At 65.3% G+C, this 11,895-nt stretch carries 14 protein-coding genes; 3 read left to right on the forward strand and 11 right to left on the reverse strand.

Translation table 11 applies throughout. From position 1 onward, the window contains the following. Positions 1-95: 95 nt before the first annotated feature. Entirely contained in the window at positions 96-1,595 is a 1,500-nt protein-coding gene (locus JQ572_RS05235; RefSeq protein ID WP_211381882.1) for a phosphomannomutase/phosphoglucomutase, read from the forward strand. A gap of 14 nt (positions 1,596-1,609) precedes the next feature. Here the strand turns inward: JQ572_RS05235 and JQ572_RS05240 are convergent, their stop codons facing one another. The 3 genes from JQ572_RS05240 to JQ572_RS05250 form a co-directional block, all read right to left on the reverse strand. Continuing rightward, the gene (locus tag JQ572_RS05240; RefSeq protein ID WP_211381883.1) at positions 1,610-2,449 is read right to left on the reverse strand and encodes a sterol desaturase family protein; all 840 of its coding nucleotides are present in this window, start codon (positions 2,447-2,449) and stop codon (positions 1,610-1,612) included. A gap of 9 nt (positions 2,450-2,458) precedes the next feature. Then, positions 2,459-2,782 carry a cysteine rich repeat-containing protein gene (locus tag JQ572_RS05245; protein ID WP_211381884.1) on the reverse strand — a complete coding sequence of 108 codons (324 nt, stop codon included), beginning with the start codon at positions 2,780-2,782 and terminating at the stop codon, positions 2,459-2,461. Between the two features lie 76 nt (positions 2,783-2,858). Then, positions 2,859-3,080 (reverse strand): hypothetical protein, encoded by a 222-nt coding sequence (locus JQ572_RS05250; RefSeq protein WP_211381885.1) that lies wholly within the window; start codon positions 3,078-3,080, stop codon positions 2,859-2,861. Between the two features lie 187 nt (positions 3,081-3,267). On the opposite strand from JQ572_RS05250, the gene JQ572_RS05255 reads away from it, so the two are divergent. Beyond that, on the forward strand, positions 3,268-3,990 hold the full coding sequence (locus tag JQ572_RS05255; RefSeq protein WP_211381886.1) for a response regulator: 723 nt from the start codon (positions 3,268-3,270) through the stop codon (positions 3,988-3,990). Then, complete coding sequence (locus JQ572_RS05260; RefSeq protein WP_211381887.1) at positions 3,990-5,339, forward strand: sensor histidine kinase; 1,350 nt, start codon at positions 3,990-3,992, stop codon at positions 5,337-5,339. Before JQ572_RS05255 ends, JQ572_RS05260 begins: the two co-directional genes overlap by 1 nt. 3 nt (positions 5,340-5,342) lie before the next feature. Here the strand turns inward: JQ572_RS05260 and JQ572_RS05265 are convergent, their stop codons facing one another. From JQ572_RS05265 to JQ572_RS05300, 8 genes are all read right to left on the reverse strand, one after another. Next, positions 5,343-5,852, reverse strand: coding sequence for an Lrp/AsnC family transcriptional regulator (locus JQ572_RS05265; RefSeq protein ID WP_166068044.1), 510 nt, complete (start codon positions 5,850-5,852; stop codon positions 5,343-5,345). Positions 5,853-5,922: 70 nt separating this feature from the next. After that, positions 5,923-6,873 (reverse strand): sugar kinase, encoded by a 951-nt coding sequence (locus tag JQ572_RS05270; RefSeq protein ID WP_211381888.1) that lies wholly within the window; start codon positions 6,871-6,873, stop codon positions 5,923-5,925. Positions 6,874-6,886: 13 nt separating this feature from the next. Beyond that, positions 6,887-7,831 carry an NAD(+) diphosphatase gene (nudC, locus tag JQ572_RS05275; RefSeq protein WP_211381889.1) on the reverse strand — a complete coding sequence of 315 codons (945 nt, stop codon included), beginning with the start codon at positions 7,829-7,831 and terminating at the stop codon, positions 6,887-6,889. A gap of 10 nt (positions 7,832-7,841) precedes the next feature. Next, positions 7,842-8,261 carry an HIT domain-containing protein gene (locus tag JQ572_RS05280; RefSeq protein ID WP_211381890.1) on the reverse strand — a complete coding sequence of 140 codons (420 nt, stop codon included), beginning with the start codon at positions 8,259-8,261 and terminating at the stop codon, positions 7,842-7,844. A 152-nt stretch (positions 8,262-8,413) separates the two neighbouring features. After that, positions 8,414-9,541, reverse strand: coding sequence for a muconate cycloisomerase family protein (locus tag JQ572_RS05285; RefSeq protein ID WP_211381891.1), 1,128 nt, complete (start codon positions 9,539-9,541; stop codon positions 8,414-8,416). Next, entirely contained in the window at positions 9,538-10,293 is a 756-nt protein-coding gene (locus tag JQ572_RS05290) for an SDR family NAD(P)-dependent oxidoreductase (protein WP_211381892.1), read from the reverse strand. Before JQ572_RS05290 ends, JQ572_RS05285 begins: the two co-directional genes overlap by 4 nt. Then, positions 10,293-11,087, reverse strand: coding sequence for an amino acid ABC transporter ATP-binding protein (locus JQ572_RS05295; protein ID WP_211381893.1), 795 nt, complete (start codon positions 11,085-11,087; stop codon positions 10,293-10,295). The genes JQ572_RS05290 and JQ572_RS05295 overlap by 1 nt, the downstream gene beginning before the upstream one ends. Then, positions 11,084-11,746, reverse strand: a complete 663-nt coding sequence (locus JQ572_RS05300) for an amino acid ABC transporter permease (protein WP_211381894.1) — start codon at positions 11,744-11,746, stop codon at positions 11,084-11,086. Before JQ572_RS05300 ends, JQ572_RS05295 begins: the two co-directional genes overlap by 4 nt. Positions 11,747-11,895 lie beyond the last annotated feature (149 nt).

Raw genomic sequence — 11,895 nt, forward strand, 5'->3', positions numbered from 1 at the left:
AATTATAAGCCATAAGCTGCCATTCCCGCCTTCCGCTGCGGCCTGGCATTCGCTAAGGCTGCATCAATTCCCGCCATTTTCGCGAGACCGTCTCAATGTTCCCCAAGCCGAAATCCGTATTGCTGCCCAACACCTACGCCTTCGAATCCGAGCCCATGGTGAAGGCGACCGGTTTTCGCGAGTACGACGCGCGCTGGCTGTTTCAAAAGGAAATCAACCTGATGGGAATCCAGGCGCTCGGCATGGGGCTGGGCGCGCTGATTGCGGAACTCGGGGTCAAACAGGAGATCGTCACCGGCCATGATTTCCGCGGCTATTCGGCATCGATCAAATACGCGCTGATCTCCGGCCTGATGGCGGCGGGCTGCAAGGTGCACGACATCGGCCTCGCGGTCACGCCGATGGCGTATTTCGCGCAGTTCGACCTCGACGTGCCCTGCTGCGCCATGGTCACGGCCTCGCACAACGACAATGGCTGGACCGGCGTGAAGATGGGCGCCAACCGTCCGCTGACGTTCGGTCCGGACGAGATGACGCGGCTCAAGGAGATCGTGCTCAATGCCGATTTCAAGAACAAGGCCGGCGGCTCCTACCAGTTCCACGAGAACTATCCGGCGCGCTACATCGCCGATCTCACAACCCGTCCGAAGCTGACGCGCAAGCTCAAGGTGGTCGCGGCCTGCGGCAACGGCACTGCCGGGGCGTTCGCGCCGCAGGTGCTGGAAGCGATCGGCTGCGAGGTGATCCCGCTCGACACCGAGCTCGACTACACCTTCCCGAAATACAACCCCAATCCCGAAGACATGGAGATGCTGCACGCGATCCGTGACGCGGTGCTGCAGCACAAGGCCGATGTCGGTCTCGGCTTCGACGGTGACGGCGACCGCTGCGGCGTCGTCGACAACACCGGCGAGGAGATCTTCGCCGACAAGGTCGGCGTGATGCTGGCGCGCGACATGTCCGCGATCCACAAGGACGCGCATTTCATCGTCGACGTGAAGTCGACCGGCCTGTTCATCACCGATCCGGTGCTGCAGAAGCAGGGCGCGAAGACCACCTATTGGAAGACCGGCCATTCCTACATGAAGCGCCGCACTCACGAGGCGGGCGCGCTCGCGGGCTTCGAGAAGTCCGGCCACTTCTTCTTCAACAAGCCGTATGGCCGCGGCTATGACGACGGCCTGGTCTCGGCGATCGCGATCTGCGACATGCTCGACCGCGCGCCCGGCAAATCGATGGCCGATCTCAAGGACGCACTGCCGAAGACCTGGTCGTCGCCGACCATGTCGCCGCATTGCGCCGACGAGGTCAAATACGGTGTCATCGACCAGGTCGTGAAGCACTTCGAGGGCTTGCAGGCCAAGGGTGCCAAGATCGGCGGCCAGGCGATCCGCGACCTCGTCACCGTCAACGGCGTCCGCGTCACGGTCGAGGACGGAAGCTGGGGCCTGGTGCGGGCCTCCTCCAACAAGCCGGAGCTCGTGGTGGTGGTCGAGAGCCCGGTCTCCGAGCAACGCATGCACGACATGTTCGAGATGGTGAACAGCGTGCTGCGTACGCATCCCGAAGTCGGCGAGTACAATCAGAAGATCTGAGCGCCTGCGAGCGCTCAGATCCCCGGTGGGCCGAACAGGGCGCGGAGCTTCGCCCCTGGTCCGCGGGCCTTCCAGGCGTCGTCCAGCATCGCGATCCATTCGCCGAGCGCGATCCGGACCGGATTGAAGGACGGCGTGCCGCCGACCAGGCCGAAGCGGAGCGGCTGGTCCGACGGCCGCTCGGCAAATGTTCCGAACAGACGGTCGAACACGATCAGGATACCCCCGTAGTTCCGGTCGAGACACGGCTCGTTGCAGGCATGATGCACGCGATGATGGCTCGGCGTGTTGAGCAGCCATTCGAGCGCGCCGAGCCTTGGCGCGAATTCGCTGTGGATGAAGAACTGGTAGAACAGGTTGATCCCCAGCATTGCGATGATCGCGAGGGGATGAAAGCCGATCAGCGCCAGCGGCAGGAAGAAGAGGAAGTTGCCGGAAATGTTGCCGGTCCAGCCGAGCCGGATCGCCGCCGTCAGGTTCAGCCGTGTCGTCGAGTGATGCACCGCATGCGTCGCCCACATCCAGCGAATGCGATGCGAGGCGCGGTGCTGCCAATAGTAGAGAAACTCGCTGCCGATGAACAATCCGGCGAGCGCGGGCGGGCCGGCTTGAGCGAAGTCGAACAGGCGGTGCTCGTGGAGGAAGGCAAACGGTACGGCGAGAATGCCGGCTTCCACGGCGCGCAGCAGGTTCTGTCCCAGCGCAACGCCAAATGACGCGACGCTTTCGCGCCAGTCGTGGGTCTCGCGATGCGCGAGCCGGCCGATGCCGTATTCAAGCAGCATCAGGCCGATCGCCGTTGCCAGGATCACGCGCCTGAGCGTTGGATCGAGCAGGAGTGAAGCGTAGCCCACGGCATCCTCCTATTTCGGCGCCACGCCGGCGCTGACGGCGCTGTCCCGGAGCGCCTGTGCGCGTGGCATCGCCTGAGCGCAGGACGCCGCGAGCTGGCCGGCATGGGATTGCAGGCAGGCGAGGATGCGTCCGCCACCCGGCGTGACGTCGCTGCACAGGCGGTCATAGTCGGCGCGGCAGGCCTGCATGACGGCCCTCGCTTCGCTGCGCATTTGCGGCGTGATCTGCGTCTGCAGCTGGCTCTGGGCGAACGCAGAAGTCGAGGCCGCGACACCGAGGGCGACGATGATCGCGGCCTGCGGGACTGCAAGGAGACGGAAAGCCGATGGCATTGTGTTCATCCTTTCTGATCTGGTGGGATTGGCCGCCGCCGCGTGGGGCGGACGCGGCGACGGCCCGGCCCGCGACTCAGCGCGAGACCGTGCCGGTGCGGGTGTAGGTGTTGCCGGCCGGGCCGGTGCGGGTGACGTTGCGCGAGCAGCTTCCGTTGGCGCAGCTTCCCGTCGCAGTGACACTCGACGTGCCGCGGGGACCGCTCGACGTCGCCGACCGCGTCCAGGCATTGGCGTCCGCCGCTGTCGCGACCGAAAGCGCGCCGATGACGAGGGTGGAGAAAATTAGTTTGGTCATGGTCGTCGTCTCCTTGACGTGTGAGGGCTGCCGTGAGCGGGAGCCATGCAAGGAGACTGAGCATGCTGCGTCAGCGCCGCGTGGCCCGGGCGAAACGTTTGTTATGGCTTTGTCCGGCGTGTGTAACGTTGTGTAACAATGGTGCCCGCAGCCTTGCGCGGGCCGCGCGGTAAGCCAGAATGCGGCGATGAACGCGCATCCGGCCACGATCCTCATGGTGGAGGACGATCCCGAGATCAGCCGCCTCGTCGCCGATTTCATGCGGCGCGAGGGGTTCGAGGTTGCTTGCGTCGGCGACAGCAAGGCCATGGACGCGATGCTTCAGCGCCTACGCCCAGATCTCGTGATCCTCGACTTGATGCTCCCCGGCGAGGACGGTCTGTCGATCTGCCGCAGGCTGCGTGCCGACGACCAGATTCCGATCCTGATGCTGACGGCCAAGAGCGAGGAGATCGACCGTGTGGTCGGCCTCGAGATGGGGGCGGACGACTATCTCGCAAAGCCGTTCGGGCCGCGCGAATTGCTGGCGCGGATTCGCGCCATCCTTCGTCGTTCCAACGGCACGGCGGCAAAACCCCTGATCCGCCGCTTTGCGTTCGACCGCTTCGTGGTCGATCTCGGTGCACGCAGCGTCGAGATGATCGAGACGGACGCCGCGGCCCCGCAGCTGACCAGTGCGGAATTCGACCTGCTCGGCTGTTTCGTGCAGCGTCCGCGCCGCGTGCTCACTCGCGATCAGATCCTCGACTGGACTCGCGGACGCTCGGCGGAGCCGTTCGATCGTACCGTGGACATGCTGATCTCGCGGCTGCGCAAGAAGCTCGACGGCGCAAGTCCGGGCTCCAATCTGATCACGACGGTACGCAACGGCGGCTATCTGTTCACTGCCACCGTCAAGCAGGTGTCGTGATGCTGCGCGTGACGCTCGCCGCGCGGCTCGCCCTGATCGGACTGATCGGATTTTCGGTGGTGGTCACGGTCGTGGTGGCGATTTTCTACCGGACCACGGTCCACGAGAACGAGCTGACACGGCCCTCGCCAGCGCGACTCGATGCGCTCGCGACGCTCGTCGAGCGCGCCACCTCCGATACGCGGCAGGCCGTGCTCGACGCGGTGTCGTCTCCGCAATTCATGGTGCGGATCGTGCCGTCGGCCGTGCCGGTCAGCGGCGAGACGCCGCCACAGCAACAACAATTGCGCGAGACCTATGCGGCCGGCCTTGCGGGCCGTCCGGTCGAGATTGTGTCGCCGCCCGATCGTCGCATGAGCCGGGTGTTTCCGCGGATCGCGCGGCTGATGGCCAATGCGATCGAGTTCCGTATCGGCCTGCGCAGCGGCGAGATGCTGATCATCGATGCCTATACCCGTCTGCCGGTCACACCGCTCGGGTTGCCCGTCGGCTTCGGCGCGGGCCTGTTCGGATCGATTGTGGCACTGCTGGCGCTGCTCGTGATGCAGCGCGAGACGCGGCCGCTGGCGCAACTCGCCGCGGCGGTCGATCGCGTCGACCTGTCGACCGATCCACCGCCGCTTCCGGACGCAAAGCGCAGCGCGCCGGAGATCCGTGCCGTTATTGCCGCGTTCAACCGCTTGCAAGGTCGGCTCGCTGAAATGCTGCGTGCGCGCATGACACTGGTTGGCGGCATCGCCCACGATGTCAGGACGTTCGCAACAAGATTGCGGTTGCGGGTCGAGCATATTCCCGATGATGCCGAGCGCCAGCGGGCGGTTGCCGATATCGACGACATGATCCGCCTGCTCGACGACGCGCTGCTGTCGACGCGTGCGGGCGCCGGAGGTCTGTCACAGGAGATGATCGAGCTTGCCGCCTTGATTGCTGCGGAAGTGCACGACCGGCGTGTCCACGGCGCAGCGGTCGATCTGGTCTCGGACGAGCGCGCGCAGACGAGCGTCGTGCTCGGCGACCGGCTGGCGCTGCGGCGGATCTTTGCCAATGTCGTCAACAACGCGCTCGCCTACGGCCGTGTCGCGCACGTGCGGACGGCCTTGAAGGATGGGGCGATTGTGGTGTCGATCGACGACGAGGGGCCGGGTATCCCCGCCAGCGAGCGACAGACCGTGCTGGAGCCGTTCCATCGGCTGGAGAAGTCGCGCAACCGCGCGACCGGCGGCGCCGGGCTTGGTCTGGCCGTGGTACGCAGCCTGGTCGAGGCCCATGGCGGAACCATCGAGATCGGCGCGGCCCCGGGCGGGGGCACGCGCGTCAACGTCAAGCTGCCGGTGTTTCAACCGGCGTGAGTGTCAGGCGGCGACCACTGCCGGGATCGGCAGCGCGGTGACCGACTTGATCTTTTCCATCGCAAAGCGCGAGGTGACGTTCTTCAGCGGCACGGCGCTGATCAGCTTCTTGTAGAACACGTCATAGGCCTGCATGTCCGCGACCACGACGCGCAGCATGTAGTCGACGTCGCCGGCCATGCGGTAGAACTCCATCACCTCGGGCATCGCGCTGACGGCCTCGGCGAACTTCTTGAGCCAGGCGTCGGAATGATCGGAGCTCTCGACCGAGACGAACACGGAGATGCCGAGCCCGATCTTGTTCTGGTCGACCAGCGCCACCCGCTTTAGGATGACGCCGTCGGCCTCCAGGCGCTGGATCCGCTTCCAGCAGGGGGTCGAGGACAGGCCGACGCGATCGCCGATCTCGGCGACGGACAGGGAGGCATCGTCCTGGAGCACCATCAGAATCTTGCGGTCGATGGCGTCGAGGCGGCGGCTGGTCTCGGGGAGCTGGACAGCAAGATCAGTCATTTGAAGAACTTTGTTCCATTTTGACGGCTGCTTTTCCTCATATAGAGAAAATTCTTCTATATCAAGTCTATTATCTCGGTGGTCCCAGGGGCTTGCGTTCGGAAAGCGGTTGCAAAAGTCCTTCAACTTCAGTGCGTTGCGGGGCGGCCAGACCGCCGCCATGGCGGGTGCATTTCAGCGCCGCCGCTGCCGCGGCGAATCGCAGCGCCTCCCGCGTGTCGCCGCCTTCGGCAAGGCGAAGCGTGAAGGCGCCATGGAAGACGTCGCCAGCGCCGAGCGTGTCGATGGCCTCGACCGGAAAGGCCGTCGTCTCTTCGAACTCACCCGCCTCGTTCAGCCAGATCGTGCCGCGCGGGCCGCGCGTGGCGGCCAGGAAGGCCGGCGTCAGCCCGGCCAGGCGCTTCAAGGCCTTGCCGTCGTCGGCGACGCCGGCAGTCTCCCGCACCTGTTCGCTGGCGAACAGCAGATGCGAGGCCGCCCTGAGGAGGTCGTCAGTCCGTGTCATCGCTCGGTCGACGCCGACGATGACCGGAATGCCGCGCCGTCGCGCCTCGTTGCAGAGGGAGGTCGCGAACGCGGCGCAGCGGCTTTCGACCAGAACCGCCGTGCAGTCGGTCAGCAGTACGTCGGCGTCAGGCAGCTTCACGCTCCACAGACCGGGATCGCGAAAGATGGTGAGCGTTCGCTCGCCGGAAGGGTCAATCAAGATTGCCGAGACCGGCGTCGTCAACCGCGGCATGCGCACGATATGCGCGGTTTCGATACCTTCGGCGGCCATCCTTTCGAGAATGAAGCTGCTCGACGTCTCGCCGGGATCGCCCATCGGCCCGGTGAACGTGACACGTCCACCAAGCCGGGCGATTGCGATCGCGGCATTGAGGGCATTGCCGCCGCAGATCTCCGCGAGATGGGTCGCATTCGCCTTGCTGCCACGCGCGGGCACGGCCTCGACACGAAAGGTGAGGTCGCGCACGGGAATGCCGATGCAGAGGATGCGCGGTGCAATCCCTGATGCAGCCATCGACCGCCTCAACTCAAGCGCCGCTTCCGTCCTGCACCCAACGGCCGAGCAGGTGATGGGCAATTGCGAACGGATGCGGGCCGGCGAGTCCGTCAGGATGCGTCCGTTTCAGCATCAGGGCGGCCTCCTCGCGCGTGAACCAGCGCGCATCCTCCAGTTCGGAATGATCGACGATGACATCCTCGTTCAGCGCCCGCGCGCTGCAACCGATCATCAGCGACGACGGATAGGGCCAGGGCTGGGTCATGTAATATTGCACGTCGGTGCAGCGGATCCCGGATTCCTCGAGGATTTCCCGACGCACCGCGTCCTCGATTGTCTCGGCGGCTTCGACGAAGCCGGCAAGGCAGGAATACATGCCGGGCGGAAACTGCTTCTGACGGCCGAGCAGGCATTTGTCGCCGGAGGAAACGTGCATGATCACGACCGGATCGGTGCGTGGAAAATGCTCGGCCTTGCAGCTCGGACATTCGCGCTTCCAGCCGCCTTCCTTCATCGCGCTGCGGGTGCCGCAATTGGCGCAATAGCCGTGGCGCTGGTGCCAGCTCACCATCGACTTCGCCATTGCGATCGCCGAGAGCTCATCGGGCGGAATCGCGCCCTGCATCGCCATGCCGCGCAGCTCGGTGACGGTGTAATCGTCGCGGCCGATCAGCTTCTCGGCGGCGGCCTGCGACAGGCCCATCCCGAACATCGCGGCGCCGTCGCGCAGCCCCAGGAAGACCGTGCCGGGATTGGCGCCGCATTTCAGCGCCTCGTCGATCGACAGCAGCGCGCGCGCGCCTTCGCCCTCGCGCTTCACCAGCAGCGAGTCTCGGTAGACGACGTAGGCGCGCGAGGAGGGCTTCTGCTCCATCGCGAACAGCTTTTCATCGTCGCGGCGCAGATGCGCGGCGCGGTCGAGGATGTTGGTGACGAAGGCCGGCTGTCCCAGCGGAAACGAGTCGAATGCTGACATTCTTGTTCTTTCAACCCAACCAGATCTTGCGGCGAAGCGCGCTGATGAAATTCTGCACCTCGGTGGCGTCATGCGCCAAGGGCTGCATTACACCCCAGACCGGTCGCGGCCAGGCGGCGTCACTGGTGCGGCGCGCGATGATGTGGACGTGAAGCTGCGGCACGAGGTTGCCGAGCGCTGCGATGTTGAGCTTGTCGCATTTGGTGATCTCCTTCAGCGCGCGCGAGACGCGGGAGATCTCCGTCATCAACTGCGCCTGCTGCACCTCGTCGAGATCGATGATCTCGACAGCGTCCGCGCGCCGCGGCACCAGCAGCAGCCAGGGATAATGCGCGTCCTTGATGACCAGCACCTTCGACAGCGGCAAGTCGCCGATGTCGATGGTGTCCTCTTTCAGGCGGGAGTGGAGCGACCAGGCGGGATCGGACATATGGGTTTCCAGCTTGCCCGACGCGATCGGGCTTGTTTGGCCCGACCATACGATACCGAGTTTGATTGGGGAAGGATGAGGCTCCGCAGGGGCCGCATGCACCGTTGTCGTCCTGGCCTTCGACGGGACGACAGCGAATTCGTGGCGGCCTTTTACGCCTCCGCCAGCACCCGTGCATTGGCACGGATCGAGGCCTCGCTGACGCTGATGCCGAGGCCGGGGCCGTCGGGCACCACGACGTGGCCGCCGCGATTGGCGACGCGCTCTTCCAGCACGTCCTCCGTGAGCACGTGATGCGGCATGTAGAATTCGCAGCCCAGCGAGATGCCGGGCGTTGCCGCAATCAGCTGCGTGCCGGCGGCGAGCCCAATGCCGCCCTCCCACAGCGTGCCGCCATAGCCGGGCAGGCCGGCAATGTCGGCGATGGCCATGATCGCCTGCGCCTCGAACAGGCCGCCGGCCTTCATCAGCTTGATCGAGACGGCATCGGCCGCCTCCCGGCGCACCACCTCCATCATGTCGCGGCGATCAAAACAGCTTTCGTCGGCAAGCACGGGTGTTTCCAGCGCCGCGGCGAGCTGTGCCATGACATCGAGATATTTGCGCGGCACCGGCTGCTCGATGAAGGTCGGCGCGAATTCTTCGACATCTCGCAAAATCTTGATGGCACCGAACGGCGCGAGCGCCTGGTTGTAGTCGACGCGAAGATCGACCTTGTCGCCGAACTCCTTTCGGATCGCCTCGAGATGGTCGAGATCCTCGCGATGCGGCTTCACGCCGGTCTTGACCTTGTAGATGACATTGCCATCCGGAACCATTTTCCTCATCCGCTCCAGATCGGCAGCGAAATCGGGATCGGCGATCGAGAACGACAGCGGGATCGTGTCACGCACGCGGCCGCCGAGCAGGTCGGCGACCGAAAGTCCGGACGACTTGCCGACGATGTCGAGCAGCGCCATCTCGATCGCGACCTTGGCCTCGGCATGCCCGACCAGCGCGCGGTCGAGTTCGGCCATCAGCGCGCGGATACGGCGCACGGGTTTGCCGAGCACGATCGGGCGCAAATAAATGTCGAGCGCGGAGAACGCGGCTTCCGGTGTTCCCGTGAACACCTCCCACGGCGCCGCTTCGCCCCAGCCGATCACGCCGTCGCTGGCCGTGAGCTCGATCAGCACGCGCTTTACCGTGCCCTTGACGTTGCCGACGCCCTGGAGGCGCGCCATCTTGATCGGGCTCTCGATCAGGAACAGCCTGAGACGTGCGACGGTTACTTCTGTCATGTCAGGCCTCCATTGACGTGCCAGACTTGGCCGGTGACGTAGGATGCTTTTGGCGATGCGAGGAAGGCGATGATTTCGGCCACCTCGTCCGGCCGCCCGCGGCGGCGCATCGGGATCAGCGCCTCGGTCGCTGCGATCTGTTCGGGCGACAGCCGGCTCTCGCTCGGCTTGTCCTTGACGATGAGACCCGGTGCGACCGCATTGACGGAGATACCCTCACTCGCGAGCTCGACCGCGGTCAAGCGCACCAGAGCTTCGAGCGCGGAGCGGCTCGCGGCCGTCGCCGCGAAAGGCGCGAATTCGGGGCGGATCGCATGTGCCACGAAGGATGACACCGCCACGATCCGCGCGTCACGCCCTGCACGCAGCAACGGCAGCGCGGCGTCGACCAACCGCGTGAATGCCAGTGCGGATTCGTCCATCGCTTGGCGGAACTGATCCGCGGACGTGCCGATCGCACTGCCGCGACGGGCGTGGCCGCCGACCAGAATCAATCCATCAAGCCGGCCGAAGGCCGTTTGCGCGGCGGCGATGGCATCAGTCGCCGCGGCCTCTTCGGCGAGATCGCCGAGGCATTTTGCCACCACAGCGCCTAGCGCTTCGGCCTCCGCCGTAGTGGCGTCGAGTCCCTCTGCGTTCGAGCGCGTGTGCAGCAGCAGCGCAGTGCCGGGCGCCGCCAGCAGCTTTGCGGTGGCGCGGCCGATGCCGCTGGCGGCACCGGTGACGAGATAGGCACGATCGATGTTGGGCATCACGGTGTTGCGTTGGCCGGCGGCAATGCGCCGGTGCGGTGGAAATGGCTGAGGAACGCCCGCGTTGCGGCTTCCTGCGGATTGTCGATCACCTGACGCGCCGGGCCTTCCTCGACCACGACGCCGTCGCGCATGAAGATGAGGCGGTCGGCGACCTCGCGGGCGAAGGCGATTTCGTGGGTCACGATCACCATGGTCATACCCTCCGACGCCAGCTGCTGGATGACAGCGAGCACTTCGCCGACGAGCTCAGGGTCGAGTGCCGAGGTGGCTTCGTCGAACAGCATCACGTCCGGCTCCATCGCCAGCGCCCGCGCGATCGCGACACGCTGCTTCTGTCCGCCGGACAGCGTCGCCGGGTATTGGTCGGCCTTTTCCGCGAGCCCGACCTTGGCGAGCTGCGCACGTGCGAGCCTTTCGGCATCCGCCCTGGTCATGCGCCGCACCGTGACCGGCCCTTCCATCACGTTCTGGAGCGTCGTCATGTGCGGGAACAGGTTGAAATGCTGGAACACCATGCCGGTGGTGGCGCGGAATTTTGCCAGCGTCTTCACGTCGGGCAGCTTCGTGCCGTCACCGAATGCAAAGCGCGTGTCGCCGACGCGGACGCTGCCGCCGTCGGGCGCGACCAGCAGATTGATGCAGCGGAGCAGCGTCGATTTGCCCGAGCCGGAGGGGCCGATCAGCGCCACGACGCCGCCCTTGGCGACGTCGAGATTGATGTTCTTCAAGACCTCGTTGCTGCCGAAGCTCTTGCGCAAGCCGCGGATCTCGATCTTTGACGTCTCGCTCATTCGCTGACCGCCAGTCGCTTCTCGCCTCGCCGGACGAGGATGGTCAGGGGAATCAGGATCGCCGCATAGGCGACGGCGACCGCGGTGTAGGTTTCCAGAGGCCGGTAGCTGTCATGGGCGGCGACCTGGCTCTGGTAGACGAGGTCAGGCACCGCCAGCACCGAAACCAGCGAGGTGTTCTTGAACTGGATGATCGACTGATTCATCAGGGCCGGAATCATCCGCTTGATCGCCTGCGGCAGCACGATGCGCCGCATGCTTTGGCCAGGGGTCATGCCGAGCGCGGCGCCGGCCTCCGACTGGCCGCGGTCGATCGAGATGATGCCGCCGCGGATGATCTCCGAATAGAACGAACCGCCATAGAGCGAGAGCGCCAGCGCCGAAGCCGTGATCGGCGTCATCTCGACGCCGGCGAGGATCGGCAGCGCGTAGTAGAACCAGATCAGCTGCACCAGGATGGGCGTGCAGCGGAATGCCTCGATGAAGGTGAGCGCGAGCATGCGCACCGCCTTGAAGCGCGACAGGCTGCCGAACGCCCCGAACAGGCCGAAGACGACCCCGAGTATGACGATGACCACGGTGAAGCCGACGGTGACGCCGAGCCCGTTGAGAAAGAGCCAGCGATAGCTCCAGAGGATGCCGAAGTCCCACTGATACATGTGTTCTTTCTTGCTTCACCTCTCCCGCTTGCGGGAGAGGTCGCATCGCATCGAAGATGCGGTGCGGGTGAGGGCTCTCTTCCCACAGGGGTTCTCGATTGCGGAGACACCCTCACCCCGCCCCTCTCCCGCAAGCGGGAGAGGGGCGG

The organism is Bradyrhizobium sp. SZCCT0153 (assembly GCF_018129995.1).
GTDB classification, from domain to species: Bacteria; Pseudomonadota; Alphaproteobacteria; order Rhizobiales; family Xanthobacteraceae; genus Bradyrhizobium; species Bradyrhizobium japonicum_G.

What these genes read in the sequence shown, in the direction of transcription:
- JQ572_RS05235 (WP_211381882.1), top strand. Translation starts at nt 96, where the DNA reads ATGTTCCCCAAGCCGAAATCCGTATTGCTGCCCAACACCTACGCCTTC.
- JQ572_RS05245 (WP_211381884.1), bottom strand. Translation starts at nt 2,782, where the DNA reads ATGCCATCGGCTTTCCGTCTCCTTGCAGTCCCGCAGGCCGCGATCATC.
- JQ572_RS05250 (WP_211381885.1), bottom strand. Translation starts at nt 3,080, where the DNA reads ATGACCAAACTAATTTTCTCCACCCTCGTCATCGGCGCGCTTTCGGTC.
- JQ572_RS05255 (WP_211381886.1), top strand. Translation starts at nt 3,268, where the DNA reads ATGAACGCGCATCCGGCCACGATCCTCATGGTGGAGGACGATCCCGAG.
- JQ572_RS05260 (WP_211381887.1), top strand. Translation starts at nt 3,990, where the DNA reads ATGCTGCGCGTGACGCTCGCCGCGCGGCTCGCCCTGATCGGACTGATC.
- JQ572_RS05265 (WP_166068044.1), bottom strand. Translation starts at nt 5,852, where the DNA reads ATGACTGATCTTGCTGTCCAGCTCCCCGAGACCAGCCGCCGCCTCGAC.
- JQ572_RS05270 (WP_211381888.1), bottom strand. Translation starts at nt 6,873, where the DNA reads ATGGCTGCATCAGGGATTGCACCGCGCATCCTCTGCATCGGCATTCCC.
- nudC (WP_211381889.1), bottom strand. Translation starts at nt 7,831, where the DNA reads ATGTCAGCATTCGACTCGTTTCCGCTGGGACAGCCGGCCTTCGTCACC.
- JQ572_RS05280 (WP_211381890.1), bottom strand. Translation starts at nt 8,261, where the DNA reads ATGTCCGATCCCGCCTGGTCGCTCCACTCCCGCCTGAAAGAGGACACC.
- JQ572_RS05285 (WP_211381891.1), bottom strand. Translation starts at nt 9,541, where the DNA reads ATGACAGAAGTAACCGTCGCACGTCTCAGGCTGTTCCTGATCGAGAGC.
- JQ572_RS05290 (WP_211381892.1), bottom strand. Translation starts at nt 10,293, where the DNA reads ATGCCCAACATCGATCGTGCCTATCTCGTCACCGGTGCCGCCAGCGGC.
- JQ572_RS05295 (WP_211381893.1), bottom strand. Translation starts at nt 11,087, where the DNA reads ATGAGCGAGACGTCAAAGATCGAGATCCGCGGCTTGCGCAAGAGCTTC.
- JQ572_RS05300 (WP_211381894.1), bottom strand. Translation starts at nt 11,746, where the DNA reads ATGTATCAGTGGGACTTCGGCATCCTCTGGAGCTATCGCTGGCTCTTT.